Annotated in this window: 12 protein-coding genes; 8 read left to right on the top strand and 4 right to left on the bottom strand. The window is 44.7% G+C overall.

From position 1 onward, the window contains the following. The first annotated feature begins 106 nt into the window (after positions 1-106). From FHW88_RS11755 to FHW88_RS11720, 8 genes are all read left to right on the top strand, one after another. Complete coding sequence (locus tag FHW88_RS11755) at positions 107-1,501, top strand: TolC family protein (RefSeq protein WP_176625574.1); 1,395 nt, start codon at positions 107-109, stop codon at positions 1,499-1,501. A gap of 7 nt (positions 1,502-1,508) precedes the next feature. Further along, positions 1,509-4,760, top strand: a complete 3,252-nt coding sequence (locus tag FHW88_RS11750) for an efflux RND transporter permease subunit (RefSeq protein WP_176625572.1) — start codon at positions 1,509-1,511, stop codon at positions 4,758-4,760. A 4-nt stretch (positions 4,761-4,764) separates the two neighbouring features. Next, positions 4,765-5,853: an efflux RND transporter periplasmic adaptor subunit gene (locus FHW88_RS11745; protein WP_176625570.1), complete on the top strand. Its 1,089-nt coding sequence runs from the start codon at positions 4,765-4,767 to the stop codon at positions 5,851-5,853. A 224-nt stretch (positions 5,854-6,077) separates the two neighbouring features. Then, the gene (locus FHW88_RS11740) at positions 6,078-6,413 is read left to right on the top strand and encodes a tRNA-binding protein (RefSeq protein ID WP_090531024.1); all 336 of its coding nucleotides are present in this window, start codon (positions 6,078-6,080) and stop codon (positions 6,411-6,413) included. Beyond that, entirely contained in the window at positions 6,414-6,887 is a 474-nt protein-coding gene (locus FHW88_RS11735) for a nucleoside deaminase (protein WP_175490035.1), read from the top strand. Positions 6,888-7,067: 180 nt separating this feature from the next. Next, on the top strand, positions 7,068-7,679 hold the full coding sequence (locus FHW88_RS11730; protein ID WP_090531021.1) for a superoxide dismutase: 612 nt from the start codon (positions 7,068-7,070) through the stop codon (positions 7,677-7,679). Positions 7,680-7,859: 180 nt separating this feature from the next. Continuing rightward, a complete protein-coding gene (locus FHW88_RS11725) occupies positions 7,860-9,311 on the top strand; it encodes an amino acid permease (protein ID WP_090531017.1) in 1,452 nt (483 codons plus the stop codon). A gap of 12 nt (positions 9,312-9,323) precedes the next feature. Then, positions 9,324-10,355, top strand: coding sequence for a ferredoxin--NADP reductase (locus FHW88_RS11720; RefSeq protein WP_090531014.1), 1,032 nt, complete (start codon positions 9,324-9,326; stop codon positions 10,353-10,355). Between the two features lie 57 nt (positions 10,356-10,412). Here FHW88_RS11720 and FHW88_RS11715 read toward each other — a convergent pair whose 3' ends face one another. The 4 genes from FHW88_RS11715 to FHW88_RS11700 all read right to left on the bottom strand — a co-directional run bounded on the left by FHW88_RS11715 (position 10,413) and on the right by FHW88_RS11700 (position 17,746). Further along, positions 10,413-11,582 carry a PepSY-associated TM helix domain-containing protein gene (locus FHW88_RS11715; RefSeq protein ID WP_176625568.1) on the bottom strand — a complete coding sequence of 390 codons (1,170 nt, stop codon included), beginning with the start codon at positions 11,580-11,582 and terminating at the stop codon, positions 10,413-10,415. 3 nt (positions 11,583-11,585) lie between these two features. Next, positions 11,586-13,997, bottom strand: coding sequence for a TonB-dependent receptor (locus tag FHW88_RS11710; RefSeq protein WP_176625566.1), 2,412 nt, complete (start codon positions 13,995-13,997; stop codon positions 11,586-11,588). Positions 13,998-14,082: 85 nt separating this feature from the next. Beyond that, the gene (locus tag FHW88_RS11705) at positions 14,083-16,497 is read right to left on the bottom strand and encodes a TonB-dependent receptor (protein ID WP_176625564.1); all 2,415 of its coding nucleotides are present in this window, start codon (positions 16,495-16,497) and stop codon (positions 14,083-14,085) included. 313 nt (positions 16,498-16,810) lie between these two features. Further along, complete coding sequence (locus FHW88_RS11700) at positions 16,811-17,746, bottom strand: hydrogen peroxide-inducible genes activator (RefSeq protein ID WP_091172769.1); 936 nt, start codon at positions 17,744-17,746, stop codon at positions 16,811-16,813. Positions 17,747-17,874 lie beyond the last annotated feature (128 nt).

The following is a 17,874-nucleotide window of genomic DNA, read 5'->3' as shown; positions in this document are numbered from 1 at the left end:
TTTCAATTAATTATCCATCGTTTACCGGCATTTTTTGCAGTACTTACTGATCTGTAGCGATTAGTGTGCGGGCATTTCCCGGTAAGCATATTCCGTACCTCAAGATATGCGAATTTCAAAGAAGTTCTGCTGCCTGTTTATAGGCCTGCTAATAACAGCCTGTACTTATGCGCAGCAACAAGGTAACACACCAGTTAGCTTAAAAACGCTGCTCAACAGCGTAAACCGAAACGCACCCACATTGCTAACCGATTCAGCAGCTATAGCGGTTAGGCAAGCCCAGGCCGCTGAAACCAGGAGCAGCTGGCTCCCCAACCTGAAACTAAATTACCAGGCAGATTATGGCACCAATAACAATGTTGCAGGCCCATACTTCGGCTTTGGTATCATTCCTTCCAACTCCAGGGGGGTACGGCCGGAAAGCAATACTACCACCGTATCAGCCAACGTTGGGGTAGCCGCGCTCGACTGGGAGATCTATAATTTTGGGGCCTATGGTGCTCAAAATAAAGTAGCCAACTCTGATATTCAGGTACAGCAAAACCAGTTTGCTGATTCCAAATATCAGTTGCAGGCTTATGCCATTGGCAATTACCTGCTCCTAACGGAACTGGAAAACTTCCTCACCATCCAGGCGCGGAACATAAAACGCAATCAGGAGATCCGCCGGTCGGTACAGTCGCTCGCCAAAAGTGGGGTAAGGGCAGGTGTTGATACCAGCATTGCCGAGGCCGAACTGTCAAAAGCCCGTTTGAACTATATCGAACTGAACAACCAGGTGAAGCAGGTACAGTTACAGCTTTCGGCTGTCAGCGGCTTACCCTATCAGACAATAGTACCCGATACTGCTGCCGAAACAAATCTTATCAATACCGCAACCGGCCTCGACCCTTTGGTGATCGACACCACCGATCATCCTTTGATCAATTATTATAAATCGGTATATCAAAACAGTTTGCAGCGGGAAACACTCGTCAAAAAAAGCTACAATCCTAAAATATTATTGGAAGGCGCCGTTTGGGGCAGGGGATCAAGTGTTGATGCTAACGACCGTTTTAACAGCCTCAGCAGCGGATGGGGGTTCGACAGGAATAATTACCTGGTAGGTATAGGTGTTTCCTATAACCTATTTGATATCCGTCGCCGCCAGTTAAAATTACGGACACAACGTGCCAATACCGATTACTCCCGGAAAAAGCTGGAAGAGCAAAAGCAATTGCTGGCGGTCAATGCAAACCGGTCGGGCGTGGAGCTGCAAACCGCCCGCGAACGCCTGGTTGAGATCCCCAATCAGCTTAAAGCGGCTTCTGATGGGTACCGGCAAAAGCTGTCATTATACAAAAATGGGCTAACCGATATCATTGAGCTTAACGCCGCGCTCAATATCCTTTACCGCGCCGAAACTGACTATGTACAGGCCAAATATGCCTATTCAAATGCCCTGTTCCAGCAGGCCGTTACCGGCAACCAGGTAAATACTGTATTAAACCTTTTAAAATAATTTAGCTATGTCAATGGTCACATCCGCACTTAAACGGCCCATCACAACGGTGGTGGTTACCTTGAGCCTGCTCATCTTTGCAGTGCTTAGTGCTATAAAAATACCGATAGATATTTTCCCAAAACTAAACCTGCCCACCATTTATGTTATTGAATCATATGGCGGTATGTCGCCGCAGCAAATGGAGGGTTTCTTTTCAACCCGTTTGCAAGACCAGTTTCTGTATGTGAACGGCATCAAAAGCGTTACCAGTAAAAACATCCAGGGTTTAACTATGGTTAAGCTGAGTTTTTACGAGAGTACAGACATGGCCGAAGCACAGGCCCAGGTGGCTTTGCAGGTAAGCCGCGTAATGAGCTTTTTCCCGCCGGGAGCGCTGCCACCGCAGGTTGTAAGGTTTGATGCTTCATCGTTGCCCGTTGGGCAATTGGTACTATCCGCCCCCAATCGCAGCCTGAAGGATATTTATGATATGGCTGCTACTAAAGTGAGGCCTATGTTTGCTACTGTTCCCGGCTTATCGGCCCCGCCGCCGTTTGGTTCAAACGCCAGGTCCATCACCTTAAACGTTGATCCAAACAAATTAAGAAGTTACGGCTTGACGCCCGATGAGGTAGTAAGCGCGTTGGCTAAGTTCAATGTGATGTCGCCTTCGGGTAATTTAAGGTTAGGCAACACGATGTTTGTAACTACGGTTAATACGCTGATCAGCCAAACAGATGAATTTGGCAATATCCCCGTAGTTACCAAAAACGGCGTACCCATTTTGGTGAAAGATGTTGCCCGTGTTGCCGATGCTACCGACGTTACGGTTGATTATGCGCTGATCAATGGCAAGCGCTCTGTTTATTTGCCGGTAGTAAAAACCGCCGATGCCAGTACCTGGAGCGTGGTACAGGCTTTGAAAAAGAAGATTCCGGAAATTCAGGGCCTTTTACCCGATGACGTTAAAATCTCATATGAGTTTGATCAATCCATATTTGTGATAAACGCGGTAAAGAGCCTTATGACAGAAGGCGGTCTGGGCGCATTGCTCACCGGCCTGATGGTATTATTGTTTTTGCGCGACTGGCGAAGCAGTTTGATCGTGGTGATTACTATCCCGGTATCTATTTTGTTAGGTGTATTACTTTTAGGCTTATTCGGCCAAACCATCAATATCATGACATTGAGCGGGCTTGCCCTCGCCATAGGCATTTTGGTTGACCAGGCGACGGTAACCATCGAAAATATTCACCAGCACCTGGAGATGGGCAAAAGCAAAGCACAGGCTATTTATGATGCCTGCCAGGAAATCTCGTTCCCCCTATTGCTCATCCTGCTGTGTATCCTTGCAGTATTCGCGCCATCGTTTATGATGAACGGCGTACCTAAAGCGATGTTTTTACCCCTGTCGCTATCTATCGGCTTAACGATGATCGTATCGTACATCATAGCGCAAACACTGGTGCCTATTTTATCAAACTGGCTTATCAAAGCCGAAACCTATCAGCATTATGAACATGGGAAATTGCATGCTCATGCCGGCGAAGCTTTAGACCGGCCCGAAGAAGGGCAGGTAAACCATCACCTGCAACAGGAGCAAAAACATCCCGAAAAGAATGACCTGTTTGAACGGATAAAGATCCGTTTTATACACATCATTGAACGCTGGATGCATAACAAAAAAATAATTGTGCCTGTTTATCTCGTGGTTGTTTTGGGATTGGCCGGTGTTTGCTTTGTTACCATTGGAAAAGATATGATGCCGAAGCTCAACAACGGCCAGTTTCAGATCAGGATCAAAGAGCCGGATGGCACAAGACTTGAACGTACGGAAGACGGGCTGAAACAGGTTTTGCAGATCATTGACAGTACGGTGAACCATCATGTAGCTATCACATCGGGTTATGTGGGCATTGTGCCAAGCAGCTACGGTACCAGCAACCTTTATGTATTTAATACCGGTACACATGAAGCGGTATTACAGGTTAACCTTGATGAAGATTACCACATCAATATGGATGAGCTTAAAGACGCGCTCCGTAAAAACATAGCATCGCGCATGCCCGATCTCCGCATCACTTTTGAACCTATCGACATGACCGAAAAGATCATGAGCCAGGGTGCATCCACACCTATCGAAATAAGGGTAGCTGGTAAGGATATGGCACAGATAGAAGGCTACTCGAACAAAGTTTTGGCCGGACTTAAAAAGATCAGCTACCTGAGGGATGTGCAGATCAGTCAGCCTTTAAAGTTTCCTGTGGTGGCAATAACGCTCGACAGGTTGAAAGCTGCTCAATTAGGCCTGGATATTAAAGATGTTGCCCGCTCGGTTACAGCAAGTACATCATCAAGCCGTTTTACCGAGAAAAACCTTTGGTTGGATGATAAATCGGCCTATACCTACCAGGTACAGGTTCAAATTCCAGAGTATGTGATGAATACAATGGATGAGTTGAAAGAGATCCCACTGGTGAAAGGCCAAAGTACACCTGTACTGGGTGATATCGCCAGCTTTAAGGTTAATTACGTTCCTGGTGAATATGACCGTACCGGTCCGCGCCGCTTCTTAACCGTGAGCGCCAATATTTACAAGAAGGATTTGGGCACCGCTACTGCCGCGGTGCAGCAGGTTATCAAATCTGTCGGGGCACCGCCTAAAGGCCTGATTGCTGAAGTTAAGGGCATGTCGAGCTTATTGACAGAAACGCTCGACAGCTTGCAGAACGGTTTGATGTTTGCCATTTTGGTGATCTTTTTATTGCTGGCCGCTAACTACCAATCGTTTAAATTATCCCTTACAGTACTATCTACCGTACCGGCAGTAATATTGGGATCGCTAACAGCATTACTGCTTACCGGTTCAACACTTAACCTGCAAAGTTACATGGGCATGATCATGTCTACAGGGGTATCGGTGGCAAATGCCATCCTGATCGTAACCAATGCTGAAACCCTGAGACTGGATTATAAAGACTCTACAAGGGCAGCCATTACCAGTGCGTCCATCAGGTTAAGACCAATCCTCATGACCAGTTTGGCCATGATGGCAGGTATGATCCCGATGGCATCAGGGATGGGTGAAGCCGGCGAGCAAACCGCACCTTTGGGCCGCGCTGTGATAGGCGGCTTGTTTGCCTCAACATTAGCCGCGCTGTTTATACTACCGCAGGTGTTTGCCTGGGTACAGCAAAAAACCACTTATGATTCACCGTCCTTAATGAAGGACGTAAATGTTAATGAACCTCAACAACTTGAAACCTCCAATAGCTAATATTATGAAACTAAAATATATTGTACTGCTAAGCAGTATCAGCCTGATGGCTGCATGTGCAGGCAATCAAAAGCCGGTGGACCTCACAGAAACCAAAAAAACCACCCAAAAAGCAAGCGGATATGAAACCGGCAAAGTGTCGGAAAAAGCACTGTCAAGCGAAGCCCGCCTTCCGGGCCAGTTAAAGCCTTATAACGAGGTAAACCTGTTTCCGAAAGTAAACGGGTTTGTAAAAACCGTTTTTGTTGACCGTGGTACTTTGGTTAAAAAGGGACAATTACTGGTAACCTTAGAAGCGCCGGAAATGGAATCGCAACTGCAGGCTGCGGATTCGCGGTACATGCAGGCTAAGGAAAATGCTGTTGCCAGTAAAGAAAAGTATCAGCGTTTAAAAGAGGCTGCAAAAGAACCTGGATCAGTTTCGCCGCTTGAATTGGATAACGCTTTAGCAAAAATGAAAGCTGATGACGCAATGGCCCGCTCAGAAAGCTCGATCGTGGCATCTGTACGCACCATGCAGGATTACCTGAACATTCGTGCACCGTTTGATGGCATGATCATTCAGCGTAATGTATCTCCAGGAGCTTTGGTAGCCCCGGGTAAAGGTACAGACCTGCCGATGCTTATTTTGCAGGATACCCGCAAGCTACGTTTAGAGGTTTACATCCCCGAAGATTTCGTAGACAAAGTTGACTTAAAGCAGCAGGTAAAATTCACTTTTAATGCTATGCCGGGGCAGGAACAAACAGCCAAAATCAGTCGCTCGGCCAATGCTTTAGGGAGTATGCGTTCTGAAGCTATTGAAATAGACGTACAAAACCAAAATGGAATACTAAAACCGGGGATGTATGCCGAAGTAAAGATCCCGATGCTTTCGGGCGCCAAATCGTTGTTAGTGCCCAACAATGCCATCATCCGGTCAACCGAGAGGGAATATGTAATAGCCGTAAAAGACGGCAAGGCAGCATTAATTGATATAAAGGAAGGATTATCCAGACATGACTCAACCGAAGTGTTTGGAAACCTGAAGGCCAACGATATCATTCTTAAAAATGCCAGCGATGAGGTGAAGGACGGGACGAATATTAATTGAGAGTGTTAGAGGCAATGGCTAAGCCTAAGCGGCTTGGAACAGGACTTTTACATTCGGCCCCATGAGCAGAATTGTCGCGTTTCATTATTATAACTCATCAGTTCATGATACATGACGCATTGATTTTGTTCGCCAATGTCCATATCAAACCCTTTACTTAAAATAGAGGCAAGGGCAGCTTTTTTGGAGAAGAGCGAGAGACATATTTTTTTACCTTTGCCCGTATGGAAACCATCACCTGGCATGATTTTGAAAAAGTAGAACTGCGTGTGGGCACTGTATTGGAGGCAATTGATTTCCCCGAAGCCCGTAAGCCGGCCTTTAAGGTGAGGGTTGATTTTGGCACTTTCGGCATCCGGTGGTCGAGCGCGCAAATCACGAAGCATTACACCAAAGAAGAATTGGTTGGCCGGCAGATAGTGGGTGTAACAAATTTCCCTAAAAAGCAGATCGCCAATTTTATGTCGGAGTTTTTGGTTACCGGCTTTGCCGATGAGAACGGAGACATTGTGTTAACCGCTGTTGAAAAGCCAGTGCCAAACGGCAGCAAACTTATTTAAATGAGATATATCAGTTTTGAGGATGAGGCCTCTATATCGCCCGATGAATATTTTATGGGCGAAGCGCTAAAAGAAGCCCGCTATGCATTGGAGGAGGATGAGATTCCGATTGGGGCAATTGTGGTTTACAATGGCCGCATCATAGGAAAAGGGCACAATCTTACCGAACGGCTTAACGATGTATCGGCCCATGCCGAAATGCAGGCCCTTACTGCAGCCGCCAATTTAATTGGGGGTAAATACCTGCAAGGCTGTACGCTGTACGTTACTATGGAGCCCTGTGTAATGTGTGCCGGGGCTTCATACTGGTTCCAGGTAAGTAAGATCGTTTTTGGGGCCTATGATAACAAACTCGGGTTCGGCCGCATCAACCAAAAAATAACCCATCCCAAAACAGTGATCACCGGCGGTATCCGCGAAGCTGAATGCAGCCAGTTGGTGAAAGATTTTTTTAAGGGGAAGAGGAAGAAGTGAGTTAATAGTTGATGGTTCATAGTTCATGGCAATGAGAGATAGCTATATAAGCTATGATCCATGAACCATTAACTATGAACTAAAGAAAACATGACAATTATTTAGAACAAAAACTTCAATCAACGCTTATATTTGTTACGTCACAACAAACAGTAAACTTTAAAATAAACAACTAAAATTATGGCATTTACCCTACCGGCGTTATCCTACGCTACTGATGCTCTGGAACCGCACATTGATAAACTGACCATGGAAATTCACCATGGCAAACACCACCAGGCTTATGTTACCAATTTAAACAAAGCTTTGGAAGGTAAGCCTGAGGCTGAAAGCAATATCGATGATATCATTAAAAATATCTCTAAATTCCCCGCTGCTGTGCGTAACAATGGCGGTGGTCACTACAACCATACTTTGTTTTGGACCTTGTTATCACCAAACGGTGGCGGCGAGCCTACAGGCGCTTTAGCTGATGCTATCAAAAGCACTTTCGGTTCATTTGCCGATTTCAAAACCAAAGTATCTGAAGCAGGTGCAACCCGTTTTGGTTCTGGCTGGGCATGGTTAATTGTTACTGCTGATAAAAAATTGGCTATAACTTCAACTCCTAACCAGGATAACCCGTTAATGGATATCGCTGAAGTAAAAGGTACCCCGATTTTAGGTATCGACGTTTGGGAGCATGCTTACTACCTGAAATATCAAAACCGTCGTCCGGATTACTTAGCAGCTATCTGGAATGTGATCAACTGGAACCACGTTGCCGAACTTTACGCAAAAGCAACCGCTTAATATTATTTAAGCTTCTAAATTTAAAGCGGCAGGATCTGATGGTCCTGCCGCTTCTGTTTTACTTCATAACCTTTGCGCCCGTTTGTAACGAGCCCGAGAAGTTTATTTATTTACCTCCCAATTATACACCCACGCTTAATCCCTGCAATAATCTACTAACTTTGTGGACTTTTTTATATCATGATCAAAAAGCCCATAGAAACCCTGCTCCGCGAATCGAAGGAGGAGGGGGAACATTCATTAAAACGCTCGCTTGGGCCCGTTAACCTTATTTTAATTGGGATAGGCATCATCATAGGGGCCGGTTTATTTTCGTTAACCGGTATAGCGGCGGGCCAGCATTCGGGGCCTGCGGTAACCATTTCTTTTTTAATTGCTGCTATTGGCTGTGCTTTCGCTGCCCTTTGTTATGCCGAGTTTTCGGCCATGATACCTGTTGCGGGGAGCGCTTACACCTATTCGTATGCTACCATGGGCGAGCTCTTTGCCTGGATCATAGGCTGGGACCTCGCGCTTGAATATGCCGTGGGCGCAGCAACAGTGGCCATCAGCTGGTCGCAATACCTTACTAAATTTTTATCCTGGTTTGACCTGTATTTGCCTCCACAGCTTACGCTTTCGCCTTTTGAAACTGCTAAGGCTGCCAATGGCAATATTATTAACGGAATCATCAATTTGCCAGCTGCGCTCATTGTGATTTTGGTTACCAGTATCATTATCCGGGGTACAAAAGGTTCGGCATTGGTTAATGCCATTATTGTAACCTTGAAAGTGGGCGTGGTGCTGGTGTTTATTGCGGTTGGATGGTCATTTATTAACCCGCAAAACTATCATCCCTATATCCCGCAAAATACCGGTGTTTGGGGCGATTATGGCTGGTCGGGCATATTGAGAGGGGCGGGATTAGTGTTTTTTGTATTTATTGGGTTTGATGCTGTATCAACTGCGGCGCAGGAGGCCAAAAACCCGCAGCGCAATATGCCTATCGGGATCATCGGCTCGCTGCTGATCTGTACGGTACTCTTTATTGTATTTGCGCACGTAATGACCGGAATGGCCAACTATAAGGAATTTATAGGTTCGGGCGCACCGGTTGCCATCGCCATTGAAAAAACGCATTACCAGTGGTTGAGCAAAGCTATTGTGCTGGCTATTTTAATAGGTTATACCTCGGTGATTTTGGTCGACCTGTTAGGCCAATCGCGTGTGTTTTTCTCTATGTCGAAAGATGGTTTGCTGCCTAAGGTTTTTTCAGAAGTGCATCCCAAATTTCGCACCCCCTGGAAATCGAATATTATGCTTTGCGCTTTTATAGCCCTCTTTGCCGCATTTGTTCCGATACGCGTGGTTGGTGAAATGACCAGCATTGGTACCTTGCTTGCATTTGTTATGGTTTGCGCCGGTGTACTTATTTTACGGAAGCAGCAGCCTGATATTCACCGGCCGTTTAAAACACCCCTTGTGCCATTGGTGCCGGTGCTGGGTATCCTGACCTGTTTTGCCATGATGACGTTTCTACCCGGCGATACCTGGTTGCGTTTGGTCATTTGGCTTGCAATTGGTTTGGTTATCTATTATACTTACGGCAAAAAGAACAGCGTTATCCGCAAAATGCTTGCAGATAAACAATAACGCCATCAATTGATGACCGAAGAGATTTTAAAACTAAAAGTTGAACGCATAAAATGGGAAACTCCAGATACGGCTACATTTTATTTGAGCAGTATTGATAGTAATCTTATCCCTTATACCGCAGGGCAGTTCATCACACTGATATTTAACCACAGGCAGGAAGAGATCAGGCGCTCGTATTCGTTAAGCTCGTCGCCCGATGAACCATACCCTGCAATAACTATTAAGCGCATTACCAACGGTGAAATATCCAGGTTTATGCTCACTAAAATAAAGGAAGGCGATGAGTTAACAGCATTAGCCCCTGCCGGCCGTTTTATCATCAGTGACCATCAGCAGGAAAAGGATCTGTTTTTATTTGCGGGCGGCAGCGGCATTACCCCTATATTTTCGCAACTGAAATATATTTTGAACCGGGAGGGTAAAAGCAGGCTAACCCTCATTTATAGTAATCAAAATGCCGCTTCCATTTTATTCAAAAACGAGCTGGATAAACTGGCAGCCAAACACCCCGAAAGGTTGACAATCATTTACCTGCTTAGCAGCGAAGGTAACCGACTCAACCCCGATAAGGTAGAAAAGCTGGTGAAGCAATACGCCAGCTTCAACCTGGCAAATGCTGAGTTTTACCTTTGCGGCCCGTTTGCTTTTATGCGAATGATCCGGTTCGACCTGGTGTATATGGGGATTGATCAGGTAAAGATCCGCCGCGAAAATTTTGTGCTCGAAACAGTTGCCGTAACAAGCAGCTTTACTAACTTTCCACCTAAAAACATCAAAATAAAATACCGGGGCGAGCTGCACGATATTGTAGTAGGCGAAAACCAATCCATACTGCAGGCCGCCCTGCAAAACAATATCCCATTACCTTATAGCTGCCGGGGAGGAATATGCTCTACCTGCATGGTTAAATGCACCGGCGGTAAAGTTGAAATGGTGAAAAATGATGTACTTACTGAAGCGGATCTTGCACAAGGATGGATCTTGACCTGCACCGGGCATCCCTTGGATGATGAGGTGGTTATTGGCCCCCCAGCCCCCTAAAAGGGGGAGTTATACCAGGAAGCGAAAGAATAATCAACGTAATCAGTGTATCAAAAATCAACGGTCGGTTGGCAAATGCTGCCTTACCGTCCTTCTGTGCACCACCGTTTTTACCTTTTTTGATTTGGATTTTTTGCGTTTGCCGAGCCAGATGATAAAGCCGGTGATTGGCAAGCTTGCACAAATCAAACTGGCCAAAAAAGCAATGGTCTTACCGGGAAGGCCTAAGATTTGCCCTACGTGAACATCATAGTTCATGTTATTCATTTTCATGCCGGCACTTTTTTGTTCATGCGCAGTACGGTTCAATAATTTGCCGGTGTATTTATCGAAAGAATAGCTATCACTTTTATAGTAGTGCAGGGCCTGTGCGTATGCGGTTACGCCTATGGCACCGGCTTTAGCAGCATCGTCGTAAATTAAAAACATTTCGGCATTTGGCGAGGCGGCTTTGGCTGATAAATATGCTTTATTGATAACCTGGGTAGTATCCATTTTGCCGTTCAACAACGAATCAGACTTGAAAACTACTTTTTCTTCGGGATGCGCTTTGCCAAGATTAGCAGCTATGTAAATAGCTTCACGCATCCAGTCAAATGATATTGACAGACCTGTTATAGCTAATATGATAGCTACGCTGGTGGCATAAAAGCCCAAAACATTATGCAAGTCGTAATTAACACGGCGCCAGCGGCCAGCCCATTTAATAGTAAAGCTGCGTTTACGGTCGCTTTTACGTTTGGGCCACCAGAGTATTATGCCGGTGATCATCAGCACCACAAAAATTATTACCGATATGCCTACTACCAGGGTGCCGATATTAGCCGGAAGCAACAGGTACAGATGAATATATTCAACGATAATAAAAAAGTTTGTGGTGGGGCTTTCGGTATGGGTGATCCTACCTGTATAAGGATTCAGATATACAAAAAGGAGGCCCTCTTTCTTGTCCGTTACCAACACCCCTGCAGGACGACCGGTGCCGTAATAGTAAACATAACTGGCGGTAGCACCTTTACGGCCTTTCAGTGCTTCGGCTTTAAGTATTGATGGTGCTATGTATGGCTTGTTTTGTACTTCAACCTTACGGTAACTGTGTATCGCATCCTGGATCTCGTCCTGAAAACAAAAGATACACCCAGTTATACTTACTATAAATACCACCAGCCCGGATATAAATCCGAGCCAGCGATGTATAAACAACAGTGTTTTTTTAAAAGGTGTCATTCATTAAAATTTGTAACCGATACTTAAACGTACGTTTGTTGGTGCTTCTGCCTGCCAGCTGTAAACAGTTTTGCCGTCGGTGCTCAATCCCTCGTGCCCACCTGAGTAAAGGTATTTGTTAAGCACGTTATTTACATTTAACGCAAAACTCATCTTCTTGACCTGGTAAGATGCGCCTGCATCTAAACGGAAATAGTTTGGCAGATCTGATGTGCCGGTGCCGAGGCTCCATGGCAGGCGGTCAAGCTGCCACTGATAGCCGCTTGAAAAGCCCAAGCCTTTTAAGCTGCCATGCTGTAAACGGTATGTTAACCAGGCATTGGTAACATGTTTTGCAAAGCCGGGAACAGGATTGCCAACATTTGCAGGGTCGGTATCTTTAGAGATCTTCGAATCGGTATAAGCATAGTTAACCATGAGGCTCAGGCCGGTTATGATTTCGCCGCGGGCATCAAATTCAACACCTTTTGTTTTAGTTTGACCTAATTGCAAAACGTAATTTGCTGCAGATTCACCATGTTTGTCGGGGTCGATTACCAACTGGTTGTTTTTAAGTATCTGGTAAGCAGATAAGGTAGTATTCCACTTTCCATCAAACCAGTCGCGTTTTAAACCGAGCTCCATGTTGTTGCCTGTAATAGGCTTAACTTTTTGGCCGCTGTATACTTTACCTGTTTGCGGCACAAAAGATTGATCATATACCGCATAAGCAGTTGTAGTGGGATCAATGTTAACACTTAACCCAAAACGGGGCGTAAATTTATGCCCTTTGGTATCGCCGGCATAAGGATCGGTTGTAGTGGCATGGGTGTAACGACCGGCAACAGTTAAACGCAATTTCTGATCAAAAAAGCCCAACTCATCCTGTACATAAAATGATTGATATTTTTCGGTATTTACAGCGTTTTTACCACGTTCGCTAAGCGGAACCGATCTATCAAACACAGGTAAAGTAACAGGGCCATTATTTGGATTGTGGATATTGAAAGGGTTTGCGGGATCAGGATCAAGCGAGCTTGATTGAAAATAATCCGGAATGTAGTACTTGTCGCCAATATCAAGGCCGCTTAACAGGCGGTGAACAACTTTGCCTGTATTAAATTCGCCGTTTAAAAAAGCCTGGGCAAATTTGTTTTTGTTAACAGCATCCCATAAACCAAGGTTACGGTCAACATCGCCGTTGCTGCTGATGCTGTTTATCCAATAGCTATATGCCGTTTGCTTATAATAAAAATAAGCACCCTGCGCGGTAACTTTCCACTTGCTGTTAAAGGTATGCTCATAAGTTAAAAACGCACTTTGGTCCCGGATGCCCGATGATGGCGAATTTGAAGGCGCGTTAGTAAAGTTGCGCGGCAGTGTTGCATAGCCATCAGTGGAGAACAGGTAGGCGGTACCAAAGGCATTCATGCGCTGGTACTGGTAGGTATACTCGGCAGTGAGGGTATTTTTGCTGTCGAATTTGTAGCGTAATACGGGAGCGATAGCCGTACGGTTGGTAAAATCATACGGGCGCCATGATTTTGAAAGCTGGCCCATCAGGTTGAGGCGGTATTGCAGTTTACCGTTTTTAGTAAGTACGCCGTCAAAATCGGCAGTGGCACGGTAGCTGTTAAAACTGCCTGCAGTAAAACTGAATACCTGGCTGGTAGTGCCGGTAGGCTTTTTGGTAACTACGTTATAAAAACCCGAGGGGTTGCCGTTGGCCAGCATGAATGCAGCAGGGCCTTTTACAAATTCAATCCTGTCAACAAATGACATATCCTCGGTTAGCGGGCCCCAGGTAGCTTCGATGTTCATACCGTTGCGGAAAGGTGCAAGCCTGTCGCCACGGGCATTTACACGGGCATAATTGCCCCAATGCTCCTGCATGGTTAAGCCGCTCACATTGCGCGATACGCCTTCGAGCATGTTAAAGATCTGCTGGTCCTTGATCTGGTCGGAAGATACCACCTGGATATTTTGTGCCACTTCAAGTAAAGGCTCGTTTAACCTCAGGCTGGGTGAGGGATCGTCGATCTTATATTTTTGTTTCCTGCCCGAAATTAAGACCTCACCAATTTGGTTGGCGTTTTCGCGCAGCATAAAGTTTACGGTAACGCGTTGTCCATCGGCCAGTTCAACTGCTTTTTCTTCAGAAGCCAGGCCCACAAACGTTACTTTAATGGTGTAGCTGCCCGGTTTTACCTTGTTAAAGGTAAACCTTCCGCTTTCGCTGGTAACCGTGCCTGCGGATATGCCATTACCTTTAAGGCTTACGGTTACACCGGGAACGGTTTGGCCATCGGCAGTCGTGATTGTGCCGGTTATGGTGCCGGGTTTTACCTCGGCCAGCGCGGGTATGTTGAAGAGCAGCAAAACTGCACATAATAAAAGAGGAGGAAGCTTACAGAAAGAGTGTATGGATTTGGACATTTTATTCAGGATTAACAGGAATGATAGGGTTGTTAACTTAAAGCAGGAACTGTAATACACTCCTGCTTTTTATTTAATGGCTGTTTTAAAATTTATAGGTTGCGCTTAATGCAAAACTTCTTAGTTTTTGAGGGTTAATGGTGGTGTAACCTATCCAGTATTTTTCATTGGTAAGGTTGTCAAGCTTAGCGCCAAACCGGTATTTATTAGTATCATAAAATGCTGATGCTCCTAATACGGTGTAAGCCGGCAGGGTAAATACCCCAATGGCCCGGCTGTTTACGATCTTATTATCGCTGGCATAGTTGCCGCCGAAACCCAAACCAAAACCTTTCACCGCACCTTGATGAAACTTGTAGCTTACCCAAAAATTTGCCAGATATGGCGATGAGGCGGTTGCAGGCCGAAGACCTTCAACGCCGGCATCGGCGCTTTTGGTAAGCTTTGAATCATTATATGAAAAACCTGCTACGATGTTAAGGCCAATTATTGGGTTGGCTATTACTTCGGCTTCAAAGCCTTTGCTGTATTGGGTTCCGTCCTGTACCGAAAGAATGGGATTTATGGTGGAAGGACGTACGATATTTTTCACTTTGATATCATAGTAACTTAGCGTACCGCTCAATTTACCATCGAAGAGATCAAGTTTTACGCCACCTTCAATTTGATTGGCTTGCTCAGGCTTAAGCGGTTGGTTGTTTTCGGTAGTACCGGTTTTGTTGTTAAAGCTGTTTTGATAATTGGCAAACAGCGATATGTGGTCTTTAACGGGTTGGTAAACCAAACCAAATTTTGGCGAAAAGGCGGTTTGCTTATATGCCCCGGATGTGGTTTGAGTTGTTGGGTCATAGTTGCCTTTGTTGTCAAACCTGTCTACGCGTAAACCTGCCGATGCTATCAGTTGATCCGTAATATTAAACACATCAGAGATATAAGCGCTGTAGGTATTCCGTTTAAACATGGAAGGGTAGGTAAAACCATAAATGCCGGTAGCATAAAGGGCGTCCATAGCCGCTTTGTTGAAATTGCGGTAGTTTTGATTGCCGGTTACAGATATAGTATCGAGCGTACTGCCAAAAAAATATTGCTGCGAGTTTTCCCTGAAGAAGTCCAGGCCGCCTACAAACCGGTTACGGAATTTACCTATTTTGAAGTCGCCGTTAAAGTTTTGCTGGATCTCGATCATGTCATCTTTACTTTTGCGGGTTGACTGATCGTTACGGGAAATAGAATCGCCTGGCAACAGGTAGTAGTAAGGGCCAAAGCCGTTCGAATAGCTATGGGTGAGGCTCAGGTTGGTACGTGTTGTCCAGGCGTTGGAGATCTTGTATTTTACTTCGCCATAAAAATTCCTGTTTTGTGACGTTTGAGTCAGGTCATTTCCATGATAGCTTTGTTTGTAGTCGAGCTTGAACTGATCGGCACGACTGTAGCCCAGGGCATCAATGGTTTGTCCGTAAGGGAAAAAGAAAATAGATTTTCCGATATTGGTGCCATATGACAATTCAGCATCGGCACTAATGGTTAACCTGTCGGAAGCCTTATAAACAATGCTTGGGTCAATAACCAAATTCCGTGAAAAGCCGTTGTTCTGGAAACTGCCGTCATGATTAAAAGCGGTGTTTAAACGGAAGAGTACCTTTTTATCTTTATCGAGCGGAGTGTTAATATCGGCGCTGCCCCGGTAAAAACCAAAATTGCCGCCAGATAAGCTCACTTCTCCGCCAAATGTATCATAAGGTTTCTTGGTAACACGGTTGATCAGGCCGCCATATGAGGTTAAAGAACTTCCGAATAAAGTAGCAGAGGGGCCTTTAATAATCTCAATCCTGTCGATGTTAGCCGCGTCAATGCCATTAGTTATAATCCCTGCAATGCCGTTACGCATGGTACTTTGTACAATAAAGCCCCTGCTATTATAATAAGCGCCGCCATCGCCGCCACGACCGGTAGCTTCCCACATTTTTTGGATCCCAGGGGCATTTTTTATAGCATCATCAACAGAAAATATCAATTGTTCCTGCATCAGCTGGCTGCTTATGGTATTATAAACTTGTGGGTTTTCGAGGTTGCTTAAAGGCATTTTGGCAACATCCTCGCTTCGTGAACGTTTAAATTTATTGGTTTTATTAGCATTTATATTTACTTCCTGCAAACCATGAATAGTATGATCAACAGTAATAACAGGCAACACAGTTGTTTGCCCGGCTGTTACGGTTACTGGTTTTTCCTGTCCTTTTGTGCCAACTTCAGATACTACAAGTGTATAATCTCCTTGCGGGGCTTTAATTTCAAATAAGCCGTTTTCATCGGTTATGGTACCGTACCTGGTGCCTTTAAGTACTGCCGAAACGTTTTCGGCAGGCCCATTTTTTATGGTGACAATTTTACCTTTAAGGATGCCTCTGGCTTGCTGGGCAAGGGCCGGGATGGTGCCTATAAGTAGCACTATAAATGAAAGTGAAAAGATTTTTGAGAAAGATGGTTTGGGTTGATCCATTTTATTTAGACTAAATATAAATAATAGCGCAAAAGTAGTCAGGCGGGTGTTATAATGCAAATTATTTATAATAAATCTAAATAGTACACTTAATGTACCTGTTGTTCAGATGCTTGTGGATATAAGAATGGAAAATTGCTAATCCGGCAAGGGATTGCCAAAGCAATACCATCGAAATTATTCAGAAAAAGAGTAGTTAAATTTAAGAATCATGTAAACGGGTTCCTTCTATAATCCTGAAGGCTGTCATCATCTAACGAAGACTTGCGAAGTCCCCCAAACTTCGTGAGTCTGGTAGATAGATAAGCAATTACTAAATATCCATCACTTCCTTTTTCTTTTTGCTTTTCATCCGCTTTGGCACAAATTCCAGGATTTCAGCTTTTAGTGCTTCAATCATGCGGCGTTTTAAAAAGTTGCGCTGTATCACAATGCTTACCTCACGGGCAGGTTCGGGTGATTTAAAATAGCGCACCTTATCCAGTTGTTTCTCGCTAAGCTCAGATAGGGCCAACTCAGGGAGGATGGTAGCCCCGTTATTTTGATCGACCATGCGTTTTAGGGTTTCAACGCTGCCGGTATTGTATTCAAAATGCTGAAAGCCACGGGTTGATTTACGTCGCTGGCAAATATTCAAAACCTGCTCGCGCATGCAATGGCCTTCGTTCAGGATCCAGATCTCCTCCATATCTATATCATCCGGCACAATATTTTTCTTTTTAGAAAGTTTGCTGTTTTTAGATACATAGGCTACAAAATTTTCATAAAATACAGGGATTTCGGTAAGGTTGTTTTCATGAAGCGGGGTAGAAAGGATGCCGCAGTCAAGCATACCAAGCTTTAGCTGTTGAATGATCTCTTCGGTAGTTTGTTCCCATACAATCAGTTTTACCTGCGGATATTTTTCAATAAAGCCATGGATGATTTTGGGTAATATGTAGGGTGAAACGGTAGGGATAATGCCTACCCGTAATTCGCCCGACAGTTCCTTTTGCCTATCGGATATAATTTCCTTGATCTTTTCGCTCTCAGACAGCATTACACGTGCCTGCGTAATTATTTCAATTCCTATTTCGGTAGGCACAACGGGTTGTTTGCTTCGGTCAAAGATCTTAACGCCAAGCGTATCCTCCAGTTTTTGTACCTGCATACTTAATGTTGGTTGGGTAACAAAACATTTTTCGGCTGCCAAAACAAAGCTGCGATAGGTATCAACAGCCACAATATACTCCAGTTGTGTGATAGTCATGTAATATAGATAAATGCTATGTAAAGGTAATAAATATTGATTTTATCTATTCAAATATTTCGCAAGGCTGGATTATAAATGTAACTAATATGAAAACAAAAAAGATGTTAAATACCCGCATTTCTAAT

The organism is Mucilaginibacter sp. SG538B, assembly GCF_013376065.1.
Lineage (GTDB): Bacteria > Bacteroidota > Bacteroidia > Sphingobacteriales > Sphingobacteriaceae > Mucilaginibacter > Mucilaginibacter rubeus.
This window is presented reverse-complemented; position numbering and strand designations above follow the sequence as displayed.